General features: G+C 74.7%; 22 protein-coding genes. 12 read left to right on the top strand and 10 right to left on the bottom strand.

Annotated elements, in window-relative coordinates:
- The first annotated feature begins 17 nt into the window (after positions 1–17).
- The 3 genes from ACF1AL_RS26775 to ACF1AL_RS26765 are packed head-to-tail and all read left to right on the top strand — an operon-like array spanning position 18 to position 3,757.
- Entirely contained in the window at positions 18–1,049 is a 1,032-nt protein-coding gene (locus tag ACF1AL_RS26775; RefSeq protein ID WP_391778346.1) for a hydroxyacid dehydrogenase, read from the top strand.
- Complete coding sequence (locus ACF1AL_RS26770; protein WP_391827713.1) at positions 1,046–2,938, top strand: DUF2264 domain-containing protein; 1,893 nt, start codon at positions 1,046–1,048, stop codon at positions 2,936–2,938. The genes ACF1AL_RS26775 and ACF1AL_RS26770 overlap by 4 nt, the downstream gene beginning before the upstream one ends.
- A gap of 36 nt (positions 2,939–2,974) precedes the next feature.
- Entirely contained in the window at positions 2,975–3,757 is a 783-nt protein-coding gene (locus ACF1AL_RS26765) for a maleylpyruvate isomerase family mycothiol-dependent enzyme (RefSeq protein ID WP_391699672.1), read from the top strand.
- 7 nt (positions 3,758–3,764) lie between these two features.
- Here the strand turns inward: ACF1AL_RS26765 and asnB are convergent, their stop codons facing one another.
- Together asnB and ACF1AL_RS26755 are read right to left on the bottom strand one after the other, a co-directional pair.
- The gene (gene asnB, locus ACF1AL_RS26760; protein WP_391827711.1) at positions 3,765–5,606 is read right to left on the bottom strand and encodes an asparagine synthase (glutamine-hydrolyzing); all 1,842 of its coding nucleotides are present in this window, start codon (positions 5,604–5,606) and stop codon (positions 3,765–3,767) included.
- A 309-nt stretch (positions 5,607–5,915) separates the two neighbouring features.
- Positions 5,916–6,209 carry an ANTAR domain-containing protein gene (locus ACF1AL_RS26755; RefSeq protein WP_391827709.1) on the bottom strand — a complete coding sequence of 98 codons (294 nt, stop codon included), beginning with the start codon at positions 6,207–6,209 and terminating at the stop codon, positions 5,916–5,918.
- A gap of 237 nt (positions 6,210–6,446) precedes the next feature.
- Between ACF1AL_RS26755 and ACF1AL_RS26750 the strand changes: the two genes are divergently transcribed.
- Positions 6,447–7,406: a helix-turn-helix transcriptional regulator gene (locus ACF1AL_RS26750; protein WP_391827707.1), complete on the top strand. Its 960-nt coding sequence runs from the start codon at positions 6,447–6,449 to the stop codon at positions 7,404–7,406.
- A gap of 153 nt (positions 7,407–7,559) precedes the next feature.
- On the top strand, positions 7,560–7,967 hold the full coding sequence (locus ACF1AL_RS26745; RefSeq protein WP_391699680.1) for an ANTAR domain-containing protein: 408 nt from the start codon (positions 7,560–7,562) through the stop codon (positions 7,965–7,967).
- A gap of 111 nt (positions 7,968–8,078) precedes the next feature.
- Here the strand turns inward: ACF1AL_RS26745 and ACF1AL_RS26740 are convergent, their stop codons facing one another.
- Positions 8,079–8,300 carry a hypothetical protein gene (locus tag ACF1AL_RS26740; RefSeq protein ID WP_366837733.1) on the bottom strand — a complete coding sequence of 74 codons (222 nt, stop codon included), beginning with the start codon at positions 8,298–8,300 and terminating at the stop codon, positions 8,079–8,081.
- A 51-nt stretch (positions 8,301–8,351) separates the two neighbouring features.
- The gene (locus ACF1AL_RS26735) at positions 8,352–9,677 is read right to left on the bottom strand and encodes a lipase family protein (protein WP_391827705.1); all 1,326 of its coding nucleotides are present in this window, start codon (positions 9,675–9,677) and stop codon (positions 8,352–8,354) included.
- A gap of 619 nt (positions 9,678–10,296) precedes the next feature.
- Here ACF1AL_RS26735 and ACF1AL_RS26730 point away from each other — a divergent pair.
- Positions 10,297–11,211 carry a hypothetical protein gene (locus ACF1AL_RS26730; protein ID WP_391827703.1) on the top strand — a complete coding sequence of 305 codons (915 nt, stop codon included), beginning with the start codon at positions 10,297–10,299 and terminating at the stop codon, positions 11,209–11,211.
- A 130-nt stretch (positions 11,212–11,341) separates the two neighbouring features.
- Here ACF1AL_RS26730 and ACF1AL_RS26725 read toward each other — a convergent pair whose 3' ends face one another.
- On the bottom strand, positions 11,342–12,502 hold the full coding sequence (locus ACF1AL_RS26725; protein WP_391827701.1) for a CaiB/BaiF CoA transferase family protein: 1,161 nt from the start codon (positions 12,500–12,502) through the stop codon (positions 11,342–11,344).
- 276 nt (positions 12,503–12,778) lie between these two features.
- Between ACF1AL_RS26725 and ACF1AL_RS26720 the strand changes: the two genes are divergently transcribed.
- Entirely contained in the window at positions 12,779–13,345 is a 567-nt protein-coding gene (locus ACF1AL_RS26720) for a hemerythrin domain-containing protein (protein ID WP_366837728.1), read from the top strand.
- A 198-nt stretch (positions 13,346–13,543) separates the two neighbouring features.
- Here ACF1AL_RS26720 and ACF1AL_RS26715 read toward each other — a convergent pair whose 3' ends face one another.
- On the bottom strand, positions 13,544–14,494 hold the full coding sequence (locus tag ACF1AL_RS26715; protein ID WP_391827699.1) for a glycosyltransferase family 9 protein: 951 nt from the start codon (positions 14,492–14,494) through the stop codon (positions 13,544–13,546).
- The gene (locus ACF1AL_RS26710) at positions 14,491–15,546 is read right to left on the bottom strand and encodes an NAD-dependent epimerase/dehydratase family protein (protein ID WP_391827697.1); all 1,056 of its coding nucleotides are present in this window, start codon (positions 15,544–15,546) and stop codon (positions 14,491–14,493) included. The genes ACF1AL_RS26715 and ACF1AL_RS26710 overlap by 4 nt, the downstream gene beginning before the upstream one ends.
- Before the next feature lie 519 nt (positions 15,547–16,065).
- On the opposite strand from ACF1AL_RS26710, the gene ACF1AL_RS26705 reads away from it, so the two are divergent.
- Positions 16,066–17,343, top strand: a complete 1,278-nt coding sequence (locus ACF1AL_RS26705; protein WP_391827929.1) for an MFS transporter — start codon at positions 16,066–16,068, stop codon at positions 17,341–17,343.
- A gap of 183 nt (positions 17,344–17,526) precedes the next feature.
- On the opposite strand, the gene ACF1AL_RS26700 is transcribed toward ACF1AL_RS26705, so the two are convergent.
- Together ACF1AL_RS26700 and ACF1AL_RS26695 are read right to left on the bottom strand one after the other, a co-directional pair.
- Positions 17,527–18,051 (bottom strand): hypothetical protein, encoded by a 525-nt coding sequence (locus ACF1AL_RS26700; protein WP_391699692.1) that lies wholly within the window; start codon positions 18,049–18,051, stop codon positions 17,527–17,529.
- Between the two features lie 235 nt (positions 18,052–18,286).
- The gene (locus ACF1AL_RS26695; RefSeq protein WP_391699694.1) at positions 18,287–18,523 is read right to left on the bottom strand and encodes a hypothetical protein; all 237 of its coding nucleotides are present in this window, start codon (positions 18,521–18,523) and stop codon (positions 18,287–18,289) included.
- 685 nt (positions 18,524–19,208) lie between these two features.
- Here ACF1AL_RS26695 and ACF1AL_RS26690 point away from each other — a divergent pair.
- Positions 19,209–19,829, top strand: coding sequence for an L-threonylcarbamoyladenylate synthase (locus tag ACF1AL_RS26690; RefSeq protein ID WP_366837723.1), 621 nt, complete (start codon positions 19,209–19,211; stop codon positions 19,827–19,829).
- Between the two features lie 101 nt (positions 19,830–19,930).
- Positions 19,931–20,692, top strand: coding sequence for a dienelactone hydrolase family protein (locus tag ACF1AL_RS26685; protein ID WP_391827695.1), 762 nt, complete (start codon positions 19,931–19,933; stop codon positions 20,690–20,692).
- A 139-nt stretch (positions 20,693–20,831) separates the two neighbouring features.
- Here ACF1AL_RS26685 and ACF1AL_RS26680 read toward each other — a convergent pair whose 3' ends face one another.
- Positions 20,832–21,599 (bottom strand): class I SAM-dependent methyltransferase, encoded by a 768-nt coding sequence (locus ACF1AL_RS26680; RefSeq protein ID WP_391827927.1) that lies wholly within the window; start codon positions 21,597–21,599, stop codon positions 20,832–20,834.
- A 172-nt stretch (positions 21,600–21,771) separates the two neighbouring features.
- Here ACF1AL_RS26680 and ACF1AL_RS26675 point away from each other — a divergent pair, with 172 nt between their 5' ends.
- A complete protein-coding gene (locus ACF1AL_RS26675) occupies positions 21,772–22,257 on the top strand; it encodes a DUF2975 domain-containing protein (RefSeq protein ID WP_391699697.1) in 486 nt (161 codons plus the stop codon).
- Positions 22,257–22,502, top strand: coding sequence for a helix-turn-helix domain-containing protein (locus ACF1AL_RS26670; RefSeq protein ID WP_391827693.1), 246 nt, complete (start codon positions 22,257–22,259; stop codon positions 22,500–22,502). The genes ACF1AL_RS26675 and ACF1AL_RS26670 overlap by 1 nt, the downstream gene beginning before the upstream one ends.
- Positions 22,503–22,631 lie beyond the last annotated feature (129 nt).

Raw genomic sequence — 22,631 nt, 5'->3', positions numbered from 1 at the left:
CGCTCGACAGGAGTTCCATGACCGTGTCAACGCCGGGCCCCGGCTTCCGCCCGCGCGCCGTCCTCGCCATGTCCCGCGCCGCCGCCGCGGCCGTGCTGGACCCCGACTCGCTCGCCGCGCTCGGCCGGGTCTGCGACCTCGCCCCTCTGCCCGTGCTGGACGACCTCACCACCGACCGGGCCCGGTCGCTGCTCGCCGACGCCGATCTGCTGGTCACCGGCTGGGGCTGTCCGCCGCTGGACGAGGAGGTCCTGGCGGCGGCGCCCCGGCTGCGGGCGGTCGTGCACACCGCCGGCAGTGTGCGCGGGCATGTCACCGACGCCTGCTGGGCGCGCGGCATCGAGGTGTCCTCGGCGGCCGCGGCCAACGCGCTGCCGGTGGCCGAGTACACGCTGGCGATGATCCTGCTCACCGGCAAGCGGGCGCTGGAACGGGCCCGTGACCACCGGTCCGAGCGCCGCCGGGTCGACCCGCTGGCCACGCCCCGCTCGGTCGGCAACCACCGCCGCACGGTGGGCATCCTGTCGGCGTCGCTCATCGGCCGCCGGGTCGTCGAGCTGCTGCGCCCGCACGACGTCGAGGTGCTGCTGCACGACCCGTACGTCTCCGACGCCGACGCCGCCGCGCTGGGGGTGGAGCGGGTCGGCCTGGCCGAGCTGTTCACCCGGTCGGACACGGTCAGCGTGCACACCCCGCTGCTGCCCGAGACCCGGGGCCTGGTCGGCCGGGCGCTGATCGACTCGATGCGGCCGGACGCGGTGCTGATCAACACCGCCCGCGGCGCGGTGATCGACCAGGACGCGCTCACCGAGGCCGCGGTGGCGGGCCGCATCCGCGTCGTCCTGGACGTCACCGAGCCCGAAGTGCTGCCGCCGGACCACCCGCTGTGGGACTGCCGCAACGCGCTGATCACGCCGCACCTCGCCGGCTCCCAGGGCAACGAGTGGCGCCGGCTGGCCGATCTGGCCGTCGCCGAGACCGCCCGCTGGGCCTCCGGCGCCGGCTTCCTCCATCCCGTACGACGCGAAAGGCTGGCCTTCACCGCATGAGCACCCCCTTCGAACTGCCGCCGGAGGACCGGGCCACCAGCCCGCACACCGGGTACACCCGCGCCCACTGGGAGGCCGTGGCGGACGGGCTGCTCGCCGCGGCCTGGCGCTGGCGCACCCCGGGCGGCGCGCTGCTGGACCTGCCCGGCCGGCCGTCCCGCTCGGGCGTGCGCTCCGACGGCCTGGAGGGGTACGCCCGCACCTTCCTCGCCGCCGCGTTCCGGGTCGCCGGCGCGGGCGGGGACGATCCGCACGGCTGGCTTCAGCGGTACGCCGAGGGCCTGACCGCGGGCACCCGCACCGCCGGGCGGGACGACACCGAGTCCTGGCCGCTGATCCTCGACCACGACGTGCAGGGCCAGCCGATGGTGGAGTCCGCGTCGGTCGCCCTCGGCCTGCGGCTGACGGCGCCGTGGCTGTGGAAGCACCTGGACGCCGGAGTGCAGGACCGGGCCGAGGAGTGGCTGCGCGGGGCGCTGCGGCACACGCCCGCGCCGAACAACTGGTACCTCTTCCCCTACACCGTGGCCGGGTTCCTGGAGTCGGTGGGCCGCGGGGACGCGGAGACCGCCGCGGCCCGGGAGCGGGCGCTGGAGCTGATGGAGGGCTGGTACCGGGGCGACGGCTGGTACGCGGACGGCGACGGACGGGCCTTCGACCACTACAACGGCTGGGCGCTGCACCTGTATCCGGTGCTGGACGCGCATCTGTCCGGCGACGGCGAGCTGCTGGAGCGCTACGGCGCCCGGCTGCGCGCCCACCTGGAGGGCTGTGCGCTGATGTTCGGCGCCGACGGGGCGCCGGTGCACTTCGGCCGCTCCCTGACGTACCGCTTCGCGGCCTCCGCGGCCGTCTCGCTGGGCGCGCTGACCGGGCACACCCCGCTGGCGCCCGGGGTGTCGCGGCGGCTGGCCAACGGCAGCCTGCGCTACTTCCTGGACCGCGGGGCGCTCGGCGAGGACGGCCTGCTGACACTCGGCTGGCACGGGCCGCACGAGGCGAGCCTGCAGTCGTACTCCGGTCCCGCCTCCCCCTACTGGGCCTCGAAGGCGTTCGTCGCCCTGCTCGCCCCCGCCGAGCACGCCCTGTGGACCGCGCGGGAGGAGCCGGCACCGGTGGAGGAGGCCGACCGGGTGCTGGCCCTGCCGGCTCCCGGCCTGCTGGTGCAGACGACCCGCGCGGACGGGATCGTCCGGCTGCACAACCACGGCAGTGACCATGTGCGCCCGCACGAGGGCGAGAGCGCGGCGGAGGAGGATCCGCACTACGGGCGGCAGGCGTACTCGACGCGGACCGGGCCGACGGCGCCCGGCAACGTCGCGGACAACCATCTGTCGGTGCGGGTGGGCGGGCACGGCAGCGTCCGGCGCCGCATCCGTCCCCTGGGCGCGGGGCACGGCGACGGCTGGGGCTGGGCGGCCTCCTGGCACCGGCCGGTGTTCGCGGCCGGCCCGCCGACGGTGCCGGGGCTGCGCGTGGAGAGCGTGACCGTCGCCCGCGGGCCGTACGAGCTGCGGGTGCACCGCGTGCTGGGGGCGCCGGCCGGGGCGCTGGTCACCCAGACGGGATGGGCGACCGGTCCGCAGGAGGGTCTGGTGTCCGCGCTGCACCCGCTGCACGGCTTCGACGGGCCGGCGGACACCGTGCGCGCCCCGCAGGGCACGGCGTACACGCGCTGGGCGGAGGTGCCGCGGCTCACCGGGGCGGCCGGGGGCACGACGGTGCACGTCTGCCTGGCCGCGCTCGGCACGGGAGACGACGCCGGCCTGGCGGGCGCCGTCACGGAGGTGTCCGTGACGGACCGTCAGATCGAGGTCGTGTGGGCGGACGACGCGGCACGCACCCGGATCGCGTTCGAGCCGGTCGCGGTGGCGCACGAACTGCCGTGACCGGACGGTCCGGGACGCCGTGCGTAGGGTGGGCGGATGACGCACTGGAACCTCGACCGGTACCGCGGCGCGATCCTCGACGAGACCGGCCGGTTGCGCGCCCTGCTCGCGGGCGCCGACGTCACCGCCCGCGTTCCCACCTGCCCCGCCTGGAACCTCGGTCAGTTGGTGCGGCACGTGGGCGGGGCGCACCGGTGGGTGGAGACGGTCGTGCGGACCCGGGCCACGAGGGAGGTGCCGCACGACCTGGTGGACGACGTCTTCGGCCACGACGACCGCGACCCCGCGGTCCTCGGCGACTGGCTGGCCGACGGCGCGCGGCAGCTGGCGGAGGCGTTCGCGGACGCCGGTGAGGACGTACGGGTGTGGACGGCGATGCCGGACCAGCCGGTGACGTTCTGGGGGCGCCACGCGCTGTTCGAGACCGTGGTGCACCGGGCCGACGCCGCCTGGACCGTGGACGCCGCCCACACCCTGGACCCGGCGATCGCGCGGCACGGAATCGACGCGTGGATGGGCTTCGGGCTGCTGCCCGAGGTGTACCAGGGCGGCGACGGCGAGGGGCAGCTGCTCGGCGAGGGGCGCAGTCTGTGCCTCACGCCGAGCGATCACCCGGGGCCGGGCTGGTTCGTCGGCCTCGGCTCGCAGGGGCCACACTGGGAGCACGGCAGCGGGCCGGCGGCGGTGACCGTGCGCGGCCCGCTCGCCGACCTGCTGCTGCTCCTGTACGGCCGGCCCGTCCGCGACCGTCTCGAGATCCGGGGTGAGCGTCCCCTGCTCGACCTGTGGCTGCGCCGGACCGGGTTCTGGCTGAACTGACCTGCTGTCAGCCGGTCACGATCTCGGGTGCGTACATGTCGAGCCACATCGCCAGGTCGAGGGTGCGTTCCAGGCCGCGCCGCGCGGCCTGCGTGGCGACCGGCTCGGTGCGTTCGGCCAGCCGGCGCACCCGGTCGCGGTCGACCAGGTCGAACACCCGGTGGGAGGGGCGGCCGAGCAGCTCCTTGACGTGGTCCTGGAGAGCGGCCGCGTACTTCGGGTCCTGCGTGGACGGATACGGGCTCTTGACGCGGTCGTAGACGGACCGCGGCAGCAGGTCGGCGGTGGCCTCGCGCAGGAGGCTCTTCTCGCGGCCGTCGAAGGACTTCAGTGTCCAGGGCGTGTTGTAGACGTACTCGACGAGCCGGTGGTCGCAGAACGGGACGCGGACCTCCAGGCCGACGGCCATGCTGGCGCGGTCCTTGCGGTCGAGCAGGATGCGCACGAAGCGGGTCAGGTGCAGGTGGCAGATCCGCCGCATCCGGTACTCGAAGTCGCTCTCGCCGGTGAGGCGTTCGATGCCGGAGACAGCCGCGCGGTAGCCGTCGGCGACGTAACCCGGCAGGTCGAGGGAGTCCAGCAGGTCCGTGCGCAGCACCTCGGTGTCCTCGCCGAAGTGGCGGCCCATGCTCACCAGCCAGGGGAAGGCGTCGGCGCGGCGGGCCTCCTCGTCGAAGAACTGCAGGTACCCGCCGAACACCTCGTCGGCGGACTCCCCGGACAGGGCCACCGTGGAGTGCTCGCGGATGGCGCGGAAGAGCAGGTAGAGGGAGGCGTCCATGTCGCCGAAGCCCGCGGGCAGGTCACGGGCGCGGATCACCTTGGCCCGCACCTCGGGGTCGGCGAGCGCCTGCGCGTCCAGGACGATGTCCTGGTGCTCGGTGTGCGCGGTGCGGGCCACGTCGTGCACGAAGGGCGTGTCGGGGGTGCCGCGCAGTTCGTCGGCGACGAAGTTCTCGCTCTGGCCGACGAAGTCGACGGCGAAGCTGCGCACCTTCTCGCCGTGTTCGGCGAGCTGCCGGGCGGCCAGCGCGGTCATGGCGGAGGAGTCGAGGCCGCCGGAGAGCAGGGTGCAGCGGGGGACGTCGGCGACGAGCTGGCGGCGCACGATGTCCTCGAGCAGGGTGCGCACCGTGGCGATGGTGGTGGCGCGGTCGTCAACATGCGGGCGGGTCTCCAGGCGCCAGTAGGCGCGGGTGCGCAGGCCGGTGCGGTCGACGGTGACGACGGTGCCCGGCTCGACCTCCCGCATGCCGTCCCAGACGGCGTGCCCGGGCGTCTTGATCATGGTGAACAGCTCGCGCAGCCCGTCCAGGCGCACCCGCGCCCGGGCGAGCGGGTTGGCGAGGATCGCCTTGGGCTCGGACCCGAACAGCACGCCGTCGGAGGTCGGGTGGTAGTAGAAGGGCTTGATGCCCATCCGGTCGCGGATCATCACGAGCTTGTCGTGCCGGGCGTCCCAGATCGCGAACGCGTACATGCCGTTGAGGCGTTCGGCGAGGGCCTCGCCCCATTCGAGGTAGCCGCGCAGGACGACCTCGGTGTCGGAGTCGGTGGTGAACCGGTGCCCGCGGCCGGTGAGTTCGCGCCGCAGCTCGGTGAAGTTGTAGGCCTCGCCCGAGTAGACGAGGGCGACGGTCCCCTCGGGGGTGTCGGCGGTCATCGGCTGGCGCCCGCCGGGCAGGTCGATGATCGCGAGCCTGCGGTGGCCCAGCGCGGCCGGGCCCTGCACCCAGGTGCCGGCGTCGTCGGGGCCGCGGCAGGCCATCGTCTCGGTCATGGCGTCCAACGAGGCGCGCTCGGCGCCGAGATCACGGTCGAAGGAGACCCAGCCGGTGATGCCGCACATGTCCTGCCCTCCTGATTTGCGGTGCGCCGAGGGCTCCCCGCCGGTCCGCGCGGACGCGCAGGGTGCCGCGCTCGCACGGACGCGTGAGGTTGCTCGGGCGAACCAGTTGTATGAGCCATCTACATTCCGACGGTGCGTCACGAAGCCCGGTCGGGTCAACGCGGACATCCCGGGGACGGCCTCGCCACCCCCGCCTTTTCGGCCGCTCTTTACGTCCGCGAAAACCTGCGGCGGCTCAGCTGCGGCGCGGGCTCGTCAGGAATCGGCCATCGGCAAAGACTTCGGAAAAACGCCTGCTGCGGGGGCCGTTCAGCGGTCGTCGCGGGTCAGGGCCGCATCGAGGGCCTGCTCGATCGCCTCCGGCAGCCAGCCGCAGTGCGCCCACTCCACCAGGTGGGTGGCCACCTCACGCAGAGGGGTGCCGGTCTGCCGGGCCACCTCCTCCAGCACCTTCCAGCCCTCCTCCGGGCGGAGGGTGCCGAGCGTGATGACGACGCCGATGGCCTGGTCCATCACGGCGTGGGACGCCACGGCCTGGCGCAGCCGGGCGACCTCCTCGTGCAGGGCCGTGATCTTCGCGAGGAGATCGTGGTCTTCCGTCATGGCGCGCCGCCACGGCTCCCTTCGTGGGTCCACGTCCGCCACGGTCCTCGCAGGCCACCGCGGCACAGAACGGATCAAGCCTTCACCCGGCCGGTGCGGCGCACCACCCGCGGAACGAAGGATCCGCCCGCCACCGTCCACAAAACGCAATCCGGCGGACGTGGCAGCCCGCACCGGCGCGGACGTACGCTGCCGCGGAACGCGTTCCCCGACGCGGAAGGACGGGACGGCAGGGCCATGGACACGCTGGTGTTCGAGAGCGACGACCTCGCGTCGACACAGGACTTCCTCAGCCGCACCTACACGCGGATGCGCATCGGCAGCAGCACCCCGGACGCCGCCCCGGCCCGCGTCCACCGCACCGCCGTCACCGCGTTCAGCGTCGACGACGTCACCCTCGGCTTCGACATGGACTACGCCGCGACCCCGCTCGGCCGGATCTGCCTGTGCCTGGTGCGTTCGGGAACCATCCGGGACCACGCCTACCGGGGCGTGGAGGACTCCTTCGGCCCCGGCGACGTCGTCTCCCTGGCACCGCCCGACCAGCCGTACTCCGGGCGGGTCTGCGCCGCCCGCTACACCCTCGCCCTGCTGGACCCCGCGCTGCTGTCCCAGGTGGCCGAGGCCGCCCCGCGGCGCGCGCCGCAGCCGGTGCGGCTCACCGGGCACCGGCCGCACTCCCCCGCCGCGGCCCGGCAGTTGCGGGCCGCCGTCGGCTATCTGCGCGCGCACGTGCTCGCCGATCCGGCGCTGGCGGACCAGCCGCTGATCGCCTCGACCGCCGCCCAGCACCTGGCCGCGAGCATCCTCGCCTGCTTCCCCAGCACCGCGCTGACGGACCCGACCGGAAGCGACCGCGCCGACGCCCACCCCGGCACGCTCCGGAGGGCGCTCGCCTACATCGAGGACCACGCCGACCAGCCCGTCGGCGTCGCCGACATCGCCGCGGCGGCCCATGTCACCGTCCGGGCCCTGCAGTACGCCTTCCGCCGGCACCTGGACACCACACCCCTCGCCCAACTGCGCCGCGTGCGGCTCGCCCACGTCCACGAGGACCTGCGGGCCGCGGACCTCGCCGCGGGGACGACCGTCACCGAGGTCGCCGCGCGCTGGGGTTTCCACCACCCCGGCCGCTTCGCCGCGCTCTACCGCGCCGCGTACGGCCGTACACCGCAGCGCACGCTGAACGGCGGATGAGGGCCCCGCGTCGCGGTGTTGCGCCGAGCCGCCGCCGGGGTGAGGGTGGAAGCCCACCGAACCGCCCCCACGGGTGTCGGCCCGGGCCTGTCCGGGCAGACGCATGGCACCGCACCGACGGCACCCATCCCGACCCCTGACCGCGGAGGCTACGTGGACGGCCACGCCGACCGGTTCCCCGCCGCGCTGCGGGAACCGCACAAGACATCCGACCCGGCCGGCCCGTCGGGCACGCCCACGGGTGCCCGGCCGCCGAGTCCGTCCGAACGGATCAAGGAGCTGGAGGAGACCGCCGCGCAGCTGCGGCAGGCCGTCGTCTCCCACGCCGTGATCGACCAGGCGATCGGCGTGGTGATCGCCGTCGGCCGGGTGCCCGCGGCTCAGGCGTGGGACGTGCTGCGCGAGACGTCGATGGGCACCAACGTGAAGCTGCGGCGGGTGGCCGAACAGGTGGTCGCCTGGGGCCGGACGGGCGTCCTGGCGCCTGAGATCCACACGGAGCTGACGGCACGGCTCCGGGCGTCGCACGGACGGGGAGGCGGGCCGACGCGGGCCCGGTGACACGTCCGCCGGGAGAGGGCTCCGCGCGGCACCGGTGACCGCCGGTCGGGACGGGGGCTCGCGCGCTCCCGGTGACACGCCGGCCGGGAGGGCTGCGCCGTACTCCCGGTGTCAGTCGCGGTCCGTGCCCCAGTCGTCGGGGCCCACACCCCGCCAGTCGATCAGCGGGGAGTCCGCCAGTTCCTCCGCCTCGATCTCCAGGCCGGCCCGGCGCAGGAACTCCACGACGTCCGCCCGGCTGTGCGCCAGCCCCAGGATCTCGCCGTCCACCCGCACCCGCCGTCCTCCCGTCGGGGACGGCGGGTGCACGATGACGGGACGCTGCGCGGACATGGGTCAAGGATCACCCGGCCCACGCCCCCGCGCATCCGCTCACGGCACGTCTCAGCGCTGCCGGGGCAGGCTCGCGCAGGTGTTCTGGGCAGGCCGTCCGGCCAGCCGGTCGGTCAGCCAGGACACCGCCTCGCCCTGGTCGGCCAGCAGCGGGCCGACATGGTTGATCAGCGGGCTGACCAGGTTCGGCAGGCCCACCGGCCGGTACGTCACGTCGGCGCCCTTGGCGCACCAGTCCACGGCGAGCTCGCGGGCCTGGGCGTGCGGCACGAGGTTGTCGTTGACGCCGGTGGCCACCCGCACGGGGCCGGCCGGCTTGAGCTTGCCGATCCGCTGGGTGTCTAGGAACGCGCGCAGCCGGGGTGTCGCGGCGATGATGTCGGCGAGCGAGGAGCCGTCCGTGGTCCACCGGGTGCTGCGCTGGTAGGCGTAGTGGAAGATCGCGTCGCCCACGCACATGGTCGACAGGTCGGCGAGCGCCGCGCGGCCCGCCGCGTTGAGGTGCGCGTCGGCGATCGGCTTCAGGGACGGGTCGGACTGCAGGAAGCCGTTGAGGGACCAGCCGAGCGCGCCGACGAGTTCGGTGCCGTCGATCCCCCGGGTGACCTCCGACAAGTCGGCCGGCGGGGCGCCGGCGTAGGTTCCGGCCAGGGGCACCTCCGGGGCGTACACGGGCTGCAGTTCGGCGGCCGCCGCGGTCGCCCCGCCGCCCTGGCTGTAGCCGAACAGGCCGACGCGGGAGGCGGCGGTGACCGAGGCCCCCGGCACCGCGCGGGCGGCGCGGGCCGCGTCCAGCACGGCGTGGGCCTCGTCCACGCGGTTGACGTAGGTGTGCAGCCGGTCGGTGGCGCCCAGGCCGGCGTAGTCGGTGACGACGACGGCCGTACCGGAGGCCAGCAGCCGGTAGACGGACAGGTCCTCGTAGCCGACGGAGACCGTGCGGCCGTTGAAGCGGATCGGGTGCTCCAGGCCCATCGAGGCGGCGCACTGGTCGCCCTGGCCCATGGTGCCGGGCGCGAGCACGACGAGCGGGCGGGGACCGCCGCCCTTCCAGGCGGCGGTCGGCTCGATGTAGGCGCCGGTGACGGCCATCGGCTGTCCGTTCGCGTCGGTCGACTTGTACATCAGCCGCGTCGCCCTGCCGGGCAGCGGCCCGTGCAGGCTCGGCAGGCTGAGTGCGAGGGGAAGCGGTTCGCTGCGGATGAGGGTGCCGTCGGCGTGCGGCAGGGTCGCGGGCGGCGTGTAGAAGGCCGGGATGGCAACGCCCCGGGAGACGACGGGGTCCGACGCCCGGGCGGCCGAGGCCCCGAGGGCCTGGGCGCCGAGGCAGGCGGCGGCGGTGACCGACACGGCCAGGAGCCGTCTGGATGCGGGCATGTGGGGAACCTCCTGTGAAGCGGCCGGCAGGAAGGCTCCCGTGCGCCGGGCACCGCGCGTCGCCCGGGCACACGGAGCCGGCGGCGCACGGGAGTCCGTCGCCCCACGGACCGCCCCCCGCGCCGCTGCTGGTGGGTTGCCGGGACGCTACCCGGCCTGGGGTTACCGCGGGTACCGGCAAGTAGGTTACGGTTCAGTAATTTGACTCAGCGTCTAATTGCGGGTGCGCAGAGCGAGTTACGGAGGGGAGCCGTCGGGCCGGGGCGCAGGCGTCCGGGAATCTGCTGTCAGAGCACGCCGGTCGGCGGCGGACGGGGTCCGCGACGCTCGGCGGGGCGGGGGCCGCGGTGCATGGCGGATCGGGGGCCGGGTCGCCCGGCGGGGCGGGGGGCGTGACGCCCGGCGAGGCGGAGGCTCGCGATGCCCGGCGAGGCGGAGGGTCGCGATGCCCGGCGAGGCGGAGGGTTGCTTGCCCGGCGAGGCGGGGAGCCGCGATGCCCGGCGAGGCGGAGGGGTGCGATGCCCGGCGTGCTTGTTATGACAGCCGTCATGACGGATGCTGCTGCCAGGGACAGGTGTCCGGCGCCGCGGCGGTGCCGGCCGGCGGCGGGAGGACGGCGTGGGCGACGGACTGGCACGGGCGCTGTGGGAGCGGTACGAACCGGTGCACGACCTCGTGTACTTCGCGCCGGAGGCCCGGCAGGCCGCCGCCGGCCTGGGCTTGCGCGGTTTCTGGATGGGCTACTTCGCGCTGCGCGCCGCGCCCCTGGGTCCCGTGTCGGCGCCCGTGGTGACCAGCGTCTTCTACGTCTTCCACCCGGACCGGGTGGCGCGGGCGCTGCCGGACGCCTGGGGGTACGCGAGCCCGCGGGAGGTGCTCGCGGCGCGGGAGAGCGCGATGGACGCCGCCATGACCCGGGTGCTGGGCGCCGACACCGTCGCCTCGCCGGAGGTCGCCGAGGCGGCCGAGCTGGCCTGGGCCGCCGCGCAGGCCGCCGGCACGGCGGGCCGGGTGCTCGGCGCCGCGAACCAGGCGCTCCCCGCACCCCGGCTGCCGCATGTGCGCCTGTGGCAGGCGCTGACCACGCTGCGGGAGCACCGGGGGGACGGCCATGTCGCCACACTGGTCGGCCACGGGCTCGGCCCGGTCGCGGCGATGGTGCTGAAGGCCGCGGCCGGCGAGTCGGACTCCGGCCTGCTGCGCGAGGGCCGCATGTGGGACCTCGCCGCCTGGCGGGCGGCGGAGGAGGACCTGCGGGCCCGCGGCCTGCTGGACGCCGCGGGCGGGCTCACCCCCGAGGGCGTGGCACTGCGCGACGCGGTGGAGGCGGGCACGGACGCGGCCGCGGAGCAACCGTGGCAGGCCCTCGGCGAGAGCGCCGCCCTCCGCCTCGCCGCCCTGCTGGAGCCGCTGGCCCACCGGGTTCTCGCCGCCCGCCTCATCCCCTCGGGCAATCCGGTCGGACTGACCGGCGACCTGTGGCGCTCGAACAGGAACGGGACCGGGAGCGGCAGCGGCGACGGCGACGGGTGACGGTGACGGGTGACGGGCAGCGCACGCGCCGACGAAGCCGGATGCCCCCGCGGCCGGGGCGGGGGTCCCAGTTGACCGGCCGGCGGTCTCAGGTGTCCGGCCGACGGCCTCCGCTGTCCTGCCGGTGGCCTCAGCTGTCCAGCCAGGCGGTGATGTCGTCCGTGTGTTCGCCCAGGCGCGGCGGCCGGTGGTCGTGGCGCGGCGGGGTGCGGGAGAGCCCGATCGGGTTCGCGACCAGGTCCATCGGCGTCCCGTCGGGCCCGGTGACCGTGGCGCGGGGGTGCAGGCCGAGCGAGTCGGCCAGGTCGAAGGCGCCCGCGAGGTCGTTGACGGGCCCGCACGGCACGCCGAGCGGGGTGAGCCGGTCGAACCAGTCGGCCGCGGTCCGCCCGGCCAGCGACTCCCCCAGCAGCCCGGCGAGTTCGTCGACGTGTGCCACCCGGTCGGCGTTGCGCGCGAAGCGCGGGTCCTCGGCGAGTTCCGGAGCGCCGATGCCCCGGCACAGCGCCGCGAACTGGCGGTCGTTGCCGACGGCGATCACCAGGGGCCGGTCCTTCGCCCGGAACACCTCGTACGGCGCGATCGAGGGGTGCCGGTTGCCGAGGATGCCCGGCACGCTGCCGGCGAGGGCGTAGCCGCCGGCCTGGTTGACCAGGCTGGACAGCAGACACGACAGCAGGTTGACCCGCACGTGCTGCCCTTCGCCGGTGGCGTCGCGGTGGCGCAGCGCGGCGAGCACCCCGACGGCCGCGTGCAGCCCGGTCAGCACGTCCACGACGGCCACCCCGGTCTTCACGGGCCGGCCGGGCTCCGGTCCGGTCACGCTCATCAGCCCGCCGACCGCCTGCACCAGCAGGTCGTACCCCGGCAGGGCCGCGCCCGGCCCGTCGCCGAAGCCGGTCACCGAGCAGTAGACCAGTCCCGGATTGAGTTCCTGTGCCCGCTCGGGGCCGAGGCCGTACTTGTCCATCGTGCCGGGCCGGAAGTTCTCGAACAGCACGTCGGCGCGGCGCACGAGTTCGCGTGCCCGGGCCCGGTCGCGCTCGTCGCGCAGGTCGAGCGCGACGGAGCGCTTGTTGCGGTTGACGGACAGGAAGTACGTCGCCTCCCCGTGGGCGTGCGGCGGCCCCCAGGCCCGCGTGTCGTCGCCGGTGTCCGGGTGCTCCACCTTGATCACGTCGGCGCCGAGGTCGGCCAGCAGCATCGTGGCGTAGGGGGCGGCCAGGACGCGTCCGAAGTCGGCGACGAGGACACCGGTCAGAGGGCTGCGGGCGGCTGCGCTGTGCGGCATCGGCCTGCCTTTCCGAGCGGGCGCCGGGGCGCCCGGGAGGGACGGGGGCGTGCGGCGGTCATTCTCTGGGCGGCGCCGCGTCGGCGCACCTGACGGAATGTCCCGTACCGCCCCCTCCCGGCACGCCGTTTCGTCCAATGGACGTGCCGTGTCCGGCCGTACGGGAGCGGTCCGCACCGCCCGCGCGGGGGCGTTAACCGCCCGGGGGCCGGGGCACTCGGGGCGCACGGCGGACTTCCGACCCGGACCGCTGCGCTCTGCCCGGAGGTGAAGAACATGGCTGGCCATGGAGGAAACGTCATCGACGAACTGGTGACCGATCACCGTGAAGTCGAGGAGCTGTTCGGCCGGATCGAGGCGCTGCCGCCCGGCAGCAAGGACCGCAAGCTCCACGCCGACCAGGTGACCATGGAATTGGTGCGCCACTCGGTGGCCGAGGAGGCCTACCTCTACCCGGCCGTGCGGGAGCACGTGCCCGGCGGCGACGCCATCGCCGACAAGGAGCTCGAGGACCACGCCAAGGCCGAGCAGATCATGAAGGACCTCGAGGGCTGTGAGGCGACCGACCCCGAGTTCGACCGGCTCATCGGCATGCTGATGAGCGAGATCCGCTCGCACGTGGCCGACGAGGAGGGCAACCTCTTCCCCCGGCTGATCGCCGCGTGCCCTCCGGAGGCGCTGGACAAGCTGGGCGACAAGGTGCGCCAGGCGAAGAAGACGGCTCCGACCCGCCCGCACCCCATGGCGCCGGACAAGCCGCCGGCCAACAAGATGCTGGCGCCCGGCGCCGGACTGGTGGACCGGGTGCGCGACGCCCTGTCCGGACGCGGCAAGCACGCCTGACCGGCTCCTCTCGTCCTTCACGCAAGGGCCCCTGCGCGAGGCCCGCCGTCTCGGGGACGGCGGGCCTCGCGCATGCCGGTCACGCCGTTCGCGTGTGTCGTGTCCTCGGCGCGGGCGGGGTTCCGGTCCTGCGTGTTCCAGGGTCCTGTCCTGCGTGTTCCAGGGTCCTGTCCTGCGCGTTCCAGTTCCTGCGGCGTTTCAGGCCGCGGTCAGAAGGTGGCGGACGGCGGCCACCACGTCCTCCGGTGTCGCCTCGTGCTCTGCACCGGGGCAGGTGTCGTCGCCGAAGAGGACCGAGGGCACCCGGTACGGCGCCCGGTCCCCGACGGGTGCCGCCTTCGACGGCAGGGAGACGACGGGCGTGCCGACGGCCGCCGCCAGGTGCGCGGTGTCCGCGTCGCCCGCGACGACGCAGTCGGCGTCGCGCAGGACACCGACGAGGGTGCGCGGCGAGGTCCGCCCGCCGAGGTCGACGCCGATACCGCCCGCGACCCGGCGGGTGACGGCGGCCTCCTCGGGGGTCCCGGTCACGGCGACGCGGTGCCCGGCGTCGGCGAGCAGGGCGGCGGTCCGCGCACAGCGCTCGGCACCCCACTCGGGGGAGGCCGCGGCCGCGCCGGGATGCAGCACGACGTACGGACCGTTGCCGCCGGTGAGCTGCGCGGTGTCCGGCGCGGGCAGCACCCGCAGCCGGCCGTCGTCCCCGGTGCGGGGCCGGAAACCCATCGCGGCGGCCGTGTCGAGCGCGGCCTCGGCCTCGTGCCGGCCGGGCGCGCGCCGGTGGCAGACGTCGAGCACACCGGCGGGCTCGTCCCCGTCCGCGCCGATCCGGGCCGTGCCGCGCGCCGCGCGCAGCAGCCGGGCCACCGGCAACGGGCTGTGCCCGTGCGCGGTGAGCACCACCGCGGTGTCGTAGGTCGTCGCCCGCAGCCGCCGCAGCAGTTCCTCCCCCGCCCCGTCCGGCCCCTCCGGCTCGGCCGGTTCCCATACGACGACGTCGGCCACGTGCGGCAGCAGGCGGGCCGCGGGTGCGCCGCCACGGGTGCACAGCAGCGTCACGTCACCGGTGCGGGCGGCGACCGCGCGCACGGCCGGGCCGGCCAGCAGGACGCCGTCGAATCCGTCGAGCCGGACGACGAGCGCCGTCACGTCAGCCACCCTCCGCCGAGCGCCCCGACGATCACGGGGGTGCGGTCGGGCCGGGCGGCGGTCAGGGTGCGTTCCAGGCCGTCCTGCCAGGACACGCGCGGCCGCCAGCCGAACAGTTCCCGGGCGAAGCCGGTGTCGGGCCGGTGCGGCGCGGGCGTGCCGTCGGTGCCGTCGGTGCCGTGGGTGCCGTGGGTGCCGTCGGCGAACTCCAGCGGCGCCTCGCCGCCGGTCAGCTCGATCACCCGGCGGGCCAGCTCCACGAGCGGCACCTCCTCCTCGCCGCCGATGTCCACGGGCCGTACCGAACGCGCCGCGGCCACCCGCAGGACGCCGTCGACGGCGTCGTCGACGTAGCACAGCGACACGGGGTGGCCGCCGTCGGCGGGCACGGTGACCGGTGCTCCGCGCTCGGCCCGGGCGAGAAGCCGGGAGAGCGGGCGGTCGTCGTCGGTGCGCATCCGCGGACCGTAGGTGTCGAAGATCCGGACGATGCCGGCGTTGCTGCCGCGGGCCGCGGCGTGCGCGGCGACCAGTGCCTCGGCGAAGCGGTTGGCCTCGGCGTAGGCGGTGCAGGGGCCGACCGGGTCGGCGTAGGCGTGTCCGTCGCCGGTGCACGGGGCCGCGGCCGCCCCGCCGGCGAGTTCGCAGGCCTCCCAGGCGGAGGCGAGCAGGAAGCGCGCCCCGTCCCGGTCGGCCACGGCGAGCGCGTTGCGGGTGCCGAGGCTGCCCGCGTCCAGTGTCTGCAGCGGGCGGCGCCGGCAGTCGGCGGACGAGGCCGGCCCGGCCAGGTGCAGGACCAGGTCGTAGGGGCTGGTGAGGGCGTCCGGGCAGCCGGGGTCGGCCACGTCCAGCTCTAGGAAGCGGAAACCGGGGTGATCGGCGGCGGAGGCGACGTTCTCGGGGCGTCCGGTGGAGAGGTCGTCGAGACAGTCGACTTCGACCCCTGAATCCAGCAGGCGCGTCACGAGGTGCGAGCCGAGGAAACCGGCCCCGCCCGTGACCAGGGCCCGGCGCCAGGGAGGCGGAGGGCCGAGCGTGGGTGCCGACGTCATGAGAAGGGACCCTCCTTCCCGGGCGGTGCCTGCTCGCGTCCTTGACGGACCGCTCCCGGGTGCCCCTGCGAGTCGTCTCCATGCTCTGACGTCTGCTGCGGGTGAGACGTGGAGCACCTCGGGAGGGATCGGCAGGTGACGGCCGCCACGCCGGGCGGCGGTTCCGGGGTCGGCGTGACGACCTTGTGAGCAAGCCCACTCAGGCACCAAGTGCCGTATTCCAGTGGCCTCTTGGGAGGTACGAAGGAGGTGCCGCGCGGCGGGTGGTCCGCACTGTGGATCCCGCTCTGCCACGATGGTCCGCGCCGAAATCCCGGCATCGGACGACCGTGCAGCGCAGCCGGCGTTCACCGTCACCGTCGACTCGCCCCACCGGGTCCCCGACTCGTCTTCGAGTACCGCACTGTGTCTTCCACGCCTGACTCCACCCTGCCCAAACCTGCCCCCGTCACCGTCACCACCACCGCATCGCGCACCCGCGCGTCCCGCTCGCCCTGGCGTTCCCTGCGCCACCGCAGCATGCGCTGGTGGTCCCTGGCGAACTTCGTCTCCAACGCCGGTACGTGGATGCAGCTCACGGTGCAGAACCTGCTCGTCCTGCAGATCACCGGGTCCGCCGCCGCGACCGGTCTGTCGATGTCCGTCCAGGCCGCCCCCGCACTGTTCATGAGCCTGCTGGGCGGCGCCGCCGTCGACCGCTGGCCGCGCAAGCTCACGGCGGGCGTCAGCCAGGCGCTGCTCGGGGCGGTCGCCTTCGTCACGGCGCTCCTCGTGGCGTTCGACCGGCTGGACATGACCGCGCTGATGATCCTCGCGGCCGTCACGGGCATCGTCGCGACCGTCGACGGTCCCGCGTGCGCCCTGCTCGGCAACGACCTCGTGCCCGCCGAGGACGTTCCCTCCGCCATCGGTGTGGGCGCCCTCGTGCACAACGCGGGCCGGCTCGCGGGCGCCGCCCTGGCCGGCGTCACGGTCGGTGCCCTCGGCACGGCCTCCGCGTACGCCGCGAACGGCCTGTCGTTCCTGTTCGTCGCGGCGGTGATCCCGTTCCTGCGGCCCGCGCCCGGAGCCGTCGGCGCCACCGGCGCCATCGGCCGTGGGGAGGGCGCCGCGCGCCTGGCCACGGCGCCCGCGCAGGACCGCGCGCAGGACATGACCGTGCGGCAGGGCCTCGTCTTCTTCGCGCGCCGGCCCCGGCTGCTGGCGCTGGCCGGCATCACCGGCGTCAGCGCGGTCTTCGGCCGCAACTACCAGCTGACGCTCGCCGTCCTGGTCACCGGGCCGCTCGCGGGCGGCGCGGGGTCCTTCGGCACCGTCTCCACCGTGCTCGCCGTCGGCGGCATCCTCGGCGCGGTCCTCGGCGCCCGGCTCAGCCGGCCGTCGGTGCGGCTGGTGGGCCTGCTCGCCGCCGCGGGCGGTCTGCTGCAGGTGGTCGCCGGGCTGTCGCCGTCGCTGGCGGTGCTGCTGGTGATGGTGCTGCCGATGGCCGTCGTCGAATCCGTCTCCGACACCGCGGGCACGGCCGTGCTCCAGACCGACCCGCCGGCCCATCTGCGCGGCCGGGTGCTCGGGGTGTGGAGCAGCATCGGCACGGTGTGGAGTCTCGGCGGGCCGCCGGTCCTCGGTCTGCTGATGGAGTGGGCGGGCGCCCGTGGCGCGCTGGTCGCGGGTGGCTTCCTCATCGCCGGCACCATCGGCGCGGGACTGCTCCGACGCGGCCGCCGCACGCCGGCGCCGGTGACGCTCCGCGCGGAGGGGGACCTGCCGGAGCGGGAGGCGTTGGGGACGGCGGCGTGAGGAGGCCGGCTCTGAGCGTCACGGTGGGGTGACGGGCCTGGGCTCGGGGTCGTGGGGCGCGGCGGGCGTCGGCCGTGGCGGGCCGTGGTGGGTGGCGGGGCCCGCCTTGGAGCCACGGTTTGTGGCGGGGGCAGCCTCCGGGCCACGGGGATGTGGCGGGGGCGCGCTCTCTGCGGTTTCGGCTCAGGCGACCAGTGCCTGGCCGGGGCGCAGGCGGTCCAGCAGTTGCGCGTGGTGCAGCTCGGCCACGGGGGCGAGCAGGTCCGGGTGGCGCAGCAGGGCCGCGGCACGGCGGTCACGGTCGTCGGGGGTTACCAGGCGGCGGAACTCCACCGGGACGCTCGCCGCGGGGTCGCCCTCGACGAGCGCGTCCACGGCCAGGGCGGCCAGTTCCTCGTCCACCAGCAGGCAGGCCGCCCAGCTGGCGACGACCTCGTCGACCCAGCTCCGCCAGGCGTCCTCGTCGTCTGCCGTGGGGGCGCCGTCCGCGCCCGTGATCCAGTCGAGCCGGGCGGAGCCCCCGGGGCCGGACATGCCCACCAGGGCCGCGTCCATCGCGGTCGGGTAGCGCAGCCAGGCGGCGACCGTGACGGCCTGCCGGGCCTGGACCTCGCACAGAGCGGAGGAGAGCGCGCCGCCGCACGCCGGGTAGGCGTTGTTCAGCCAGTGGGCGGTCGCCGCGATGAGCGGGGAGAGGTCTGCGTGCACTGCGGGGCCGTCCGTAGCCGCTGGGGGAAGGGAACCGCACAAAACGGTAGCCCGGGGGTGCGGCTGTGGGGGTCCCGGCGGGGGCGTGCTTTCTGCCACACCGGTGGTTGGGGTGGCTCTTGCCGGCCTTACGTCCTTACGTGCTTACGTCCTTGTGGCGGCACGGCGAAGGCCCGCGCCCCTCTCCGGATGCGGGCCTTCGCTTTCCCTCGTCCCCGACCTGGTCCCGCGCGGGTCAGCTCCCGCTCAGCCGCGCGCGCAGGAGTTCCTTGCCCAGCTCGGCGCCCTTGCGGCTGTCCGCCTGGGCCTTGCGGAACAGGTCGGCCAGCTGGTCGTCCTTCTCGCGCTCGGCGTCCTGGATGTAGCTCTCCAGCCGGAGCGCGTTGCTCAGGCAGGCCTCGACGTACCAGATCAGGTTGTAGTCCTTGTCCTGCGTGCCGGTGACGCCGCCGGTCTCCGTGTTGCTGGTCATGCGGGCATCCTCCGTCCGAATCAACGGTTGCCGTCGGTGTGGGGGGCGGGTACCCGGGCGCGGTGCGACAACACGGGGCGAATGCCTGCGGCGGCTGTGCGGGTGGGTGCGGATCGTTGCCGGGTGCGGCTGAGTGGGTGGTTGCTCGCGGTGTGCCTGCGGCGCCTCTGCGGGTGGGTGCGGCTCGTTGCCGGGTGCGGCTGAGTGGGTGGTTGCTCGCGCAGTTCCCCGCGCCCCTGAATGCCTGCGGCGGCCTGCGCGTGTCCGGTGGCCGGTTGCGGTAGCGCCTACGGCCGGTGGGTGAGTCGGGGCCGCGGTGGGGGGTGTCCGTCCTCGGTACGGCCCTACGTTTCTCCAAGAGGCTGACGAAAGGCAATGCCGTCCGCTGCGGGCGGACACCCCCCACCACGTCCCCTCCTCGCCGTCGGCGACTACAGCGCCATCGTGGCTGGCGTAGCCGCGGGCCGCCGTCTCGCGTAGCTGCGGGCAGTCGTGCCGCTGGGGCGGCACGGGTGGGCGCAGCGGCACCCCGCAACGCCGGGCCGCGCACCCCACGGCGGTCACCGAAGGCGCCGGGCGCCACGCGCCCCAGGGCACCGCGCCCACGGCGTACACCGCACCCCGAGGGCCACCGCACCCCGGGTCGTGGATTCGTGCCGCGCCCGGATGGGCATAGGCTGCGCGGATGGCGAAGTACTTCGACGTGCACCCCGACAACCCGCAGGCCCGCACCATCACCCAGGTCGCCGCGAGCATCCGGGACGACGCGCTCATCGCGTACCCCACGGACTCCTGCTACGCACTGGGCTGCCGGCTCGGCAACCGCGGCGGCATGGAACGCATCCGCTCCATCCGTCAGCTGGACGACCGGCACCACTTCACCCTCGTGTGCCAGGACTTCGCCCAGCTCGGCCAGTTCGTGCGGGTCGACAACGACGTCTTCCGGGCGATCAAGGCCTCGACGCCGGGCAGCTACACGTTCATCCTCCCGGCGACCCGGGAGGTGCCGCGCATGCTGCAGCACCCCAAGAAGAAGACCGTCGGCGTGCGCATCCCCGACCACATCGTCACCCAGGCCCTGGTCGCCGAGCTCGGCGAGCCGCTGGTGTCGAGCACGCTGCTGCTGCCCGGCGAGGAGGAGCCGATGACGCAGGGCTGGGAGATCAAGGACCGGCTCGATCACGTGGTGGACGCGGTTTTGGACTCCGGTGACTGCGGCACCGAGCCCACGACGGTCATCGACTTCTCCGGCGGCGAGGCGGAGATCGTCCGCCGGGGTGCCGGGGACCCCAGCCGTTTCGAGTGAGGGCCGGCCGCAGGCAGACGGATGGCCCATGCAACGATGTGGGTGGCCCGAGCCTCGCCGGCCGGGCCGCCGTCCCGTACGACCTGCGAAGAGGTGGCCCCGTGACCTCCGTTGAGGGAACCGACGTCGAGATCCCGACCCAGGACGGCGCTGCCGACGCCTACCTGGCGCGTCCCGTCGACGGGCGGCCCCGCCCGGCCGTGCTGGTCTATCAGGACGCGTTCGGTCTGCGCCCGCATCTGCGGTCGATGGCCGACCGGATCGCCGGGTCCGGCCGCGGCTACACGGTCCTCGTCCCCAACGTCTTCTACCGGCACGGCCGCGCCCCCGTCGTGGAGCTGCCCGAGTTCATCGACCCGGCCGCGCGCCCCGACATGTGGGCCAAGCTGCGCCCGGTGATGCAGTCGCTGACGCCCGACCTCGCGATGCGGGACGCCGGCGCCTTTCTGGACTGGCTGGCCGGCTCGCCGTACACGGTGGACGGGCCGGTCGCGATCACCGGTTACTGCATGGGCGCGCGGCTGGCGCTGTACACCGCCGGCGCCTACCCGGACCGGGTCGCCGCGGCGGCGGGTTTCCACGGCGGGCGGCTCGCGACGGATGCCCCGGACAGCCCCCATCTGGTGGCCGACCGGGTGAAGGCCGAGCTGTACTTCGGGCACGCCGACCAGGACCCGTCCATGGACGCGGAGCAGATGCGGCGGCTGGAGGACGCGCTGACGGCGGCGGGTGTGCGGCACCGCTGCGAGGTCTACGAGGGCGCGCCGCACGGCTACACCCAGGCCGACACCGCCGCGTACCACGAGGAGGGCGCGGCCCGGCACTGGGCGGCGCTGGTGGACCTGCTGGAGCGCACTTTCTGACGGTGCGGCCGGGGCGATCGTGTGCCCGTCCGGGCCTTCGCAGTACGCGTCCCGCCTCGGCAGCCGATCTCTCCGGCTCGCGCGCCGGCCCTGGCGACGAGGGGTGCGGCGTGGGTGCCGGCGGGGACCGTCCCGCCGGTCATGACCCGCGGTGGGCCGTGTAGACGGTCGCCGTCATCGGCGCCGTCACCGGTCCGGGGCCGAGGCGGTCGGTCATCCCGCGCGTGACGGCGGCCCGCAGGGCGTGCGCGTCGTCGCGGGCCTGCACGGCCGCGCTCACCGGTGTGCCGGTCAGGAACCCGAGGGCGACGGAGGCCGCCGACTCCGCCCGACCCTGCAGCGTGATCTCCTCCGCCGTGGTCAGGGTCAGTCCGGCGGCCGCGAGGTCCGCGGCGACCACGGCCTTGTCGGTGTAGCCGTGGGGCACGTCCCTCAGGAAGGTGGGTGCTCCGTCGGGCATGGCCTCTTCCAGGGCGCTCTGGAACGCCGCGTCGAATCCGTGTGAGGCCAGCGGACCCCAGCTGCTGAACACGAACCTTCCCCGCGGGGTGAGCACCCTGCGCACCTCCGTGAAGGCCGCGGGCCTGTCGGGGAAGAACATCACCCCGAACTGGCATACGACGAGGTCGAAGCCGCCGTCCGCGAAGGGCAGCGCCTGGGCGTCCGCCTGCCGCCAGTGGGCGCGCGGTTCCCGTTCGGAGCCGGCGGCGACCATCGCCTCGTTGAGGTCGCTCGCCACCACCGTGGCCGTGGGCACCGCGGCGAGCAGGGCCGAGGTCAACGCTCCTGTCCCCGCGGCGAGTTCCAGCACCGTGCGGGGCCGCGACGCCGCCGCCCTGGCGGCCAGGTCGGCGGCGAAGGGACGGAAGAGGACCGGCACCAGGTGGCGTTCGTAGGCGTCGGGCATGGACCGTGTCCAGCGCCGGTTCGCGTCGTCGTCGCTCACGCGGGAGACATCAGCCCCGCGGGGGGCTTGCGGTGCCCCGCCACGGTGTACCACCTGCGTATGCGGTGCGGCCGACCCTTGCCGGGGCTATCGATATTCGATAGATTCCTATTGCTTGACGATAGGAGGATCCATGGGGAAGCTGGCCGTGCGTGCGTTGCGCGCCGTGCTCGCGGTGGTGCTCGCCGGCACCGTGCTGGTGCAGGTGCTGATGGTCTGGGCCCTGGCCACCGATCCGGAGGACGGGTCGCTCCCGCTCACCGCGTTCCGCGTGATCACGATGCTGGGCATGGGGACGGCGCAGGTCGCCGTGGTCTGCGTCTGGCGGCTGGTGGCGATGGTGCGACGCGGAACCGTCTTCTCCGGCGCCGCCTTCCGGTACGTCGACGGCGTGATCGGCGCGATCACGGCGGCCGCTCTGCTGTGGTTCACCGTGACGGCCGTCAACGCGCCGGGGCAGCGGGACGACCCGGGCGTCACCGTCATCATGGGCGGCATCGGCGTGGCCATCCTGGGCGTCGCGCTCATCGTGCTCGTGCTGCGGATGCTCCTCGCCCAGGCCGTGGCCCGCGACGCCGAGGCGTCGCGGATGCAGGCCGAGCTGGACGGGGTGATCTGATGCCCATCGTCGTCGACATCGACGTGATGCTGGCCCGGCGGAAGATGTCGGTGGGCGAGCTCGCGGACCGGGTGGGGATCACGCCCGCCAATCTGGCGGTGCTCAAGAACGGCCGCGCGAAGGCGGTGCGGTTCACGACGCTCGCCGCGCTGTGCGAGGTGCTCGAGTGCCAGCCGGGGGACCTGCTGCGCTGGGAGGCCGACGTCGCCGCGGGCGTGCCGCGTTCCGCCGGCGCGACCGGCTGAGGAACCACCGGGCACCGCGGCGATCCGGTCGAGGACGTCCAGGCCACCGTGTTGACATGGACGCGCCTCGCGGTAATTCTGAGAGCGCTCTCAGAGTGGTCCGGACCAAGTCCGGGCCGCCTCCCCCCA

Source organism: Streptomyces sp. NPDC014801 (assembly GCF_043082085.1).
Taxonomy (GTDB): domain Bacteria; phylum Actinomycetota; class Actinomycetes; order Streptomycetales; family Streptomycetaceae; genus Streptomyces.
This window is presented reverse-complemented; position numbering and strand designations above follow the sequence as displayed.

Bases quoted from the DNA above. Each gene is read 5' to 3' on its own strand.
- ACF1AL_RS26690 (WP_366837723.1), top strand. From the start codon at position 19,209: ATGGCGAAGTACTTCGACGTGCACCCCGACAACCCGCAGGCCCGCACC.
- asnB (WP_391827711.1), bottom strand. From the start codon at position 5,606: ATGTGCGGCATCACCGGCTGGGTCTCCTTCGACCGTGATCTCGGCGCC.
- ACF1AL_RS26710 (WP_391827697.1), bottom strand. From the start codon at position 15,546: ATGACGTCGGCACCCACGCTCGGCCCTCCGCCTCCCTGGCGCCGGGCC.
- ACF1AL_RS26755 (WP_391827709.1), bottom strand. From the start codon at position 6,209: ATGACGGAAGACCACGATCTCCTCGCGAAGATCACGGCCCTGCACGAG.
- ACF1AL_RS26720 (WP_366837728.1), top strand. From the start codon at position 12,779: ATGGCTGGCCATGGAGGAAACGTCATCGACGAACTGGTGACCGATCAC.
- ACF1AL_RS26735 (WP_391827705.1), bottom strand. From the start codon at position 9,677: ATGCCCGCATCCAGACGGCTCCTGGCCGTGTCGGTCACCGCCGCCGCC.
- ACF1AL_RS26675 (WP_391699697.1), top strand. From the start codon at position 21,772: ATGGGGAAGCTGGCCGTGCGTGCGTTGCGCGCCGTGCTCGCGGTGGTG.
- ACF1AL_RS26670 (WP_391827693.1), top strand. From the start codon at position 22,257: ATGCCCATCGTCGTCGACATCGACGTGATGCTGGCCCGGCGGAAGATG.
- ACF1AL_RS26750 (WP_391827707.1), top strand. From the start codon at position 6,447: ATGGACACGCTGGTGTTCGAGAGCGACGACCTCGCGTCGACACAGGAC.
- ACF1AL_RS26725 (WP_391827701.1), bottom strand. From the start codon at position 12,502: ATGCCGCACAGCGCAGCCGCCCGCAGCCCTCTGACCGGTGTCCTCGTC.
- ACF1AL_RS26765 (WP_391699672.1), top strand. From the start codon at position 2,975: ATGACGCACTGGAACCTCGACCGGTACCGCGGCGCGATCCTCGACGAG.
- ACF1AL_RS26775 (WP_391778346.1), top strand. From the start codon at position 18: ATGACCGTGTCAACGCCGGGCCCCGGCTTCCGCCCGCGCGCCGTCCTC.
- ACF1AL_RS26770 (WP_391827713.1), top strand. From the start codon at position 1,046: ATGAGCACCCCCTTCGAACTGCCGCCGGAGGACCGGGCCACCAGCCCG.
- ACF1AL_RS26705 (WP_391827929.1), top strand. From the start codon at position 16,066: ATGCGCTGGTGGTCCCTGGCGAACTTCGTCTCCAACGCCGGTACGTGG.
- ACF1AL_RS26740 (WP_366837733.1), bottom strand. From the start codon at position 8,300: ATGTCCGCGCAGCGTCCCGTCATCGTGCACCCGCCGTCCCCGACGGGA.
- ACF1AL_RS26680 (WP_391827927.1), bottom strand. From the start codon at position 21,599: ATGCCCGACGCCTACGAACGCCACCTGGTGCCGGTCCTCTTCCGTCCC.
- ACF1AL_RS26695 (WP_391699694.1), bottom strand. From the start codon at position 18,523: ATGACCAGCAACACGGAGACCGGCGGCGTCACCGGCACGCAGGACAAG.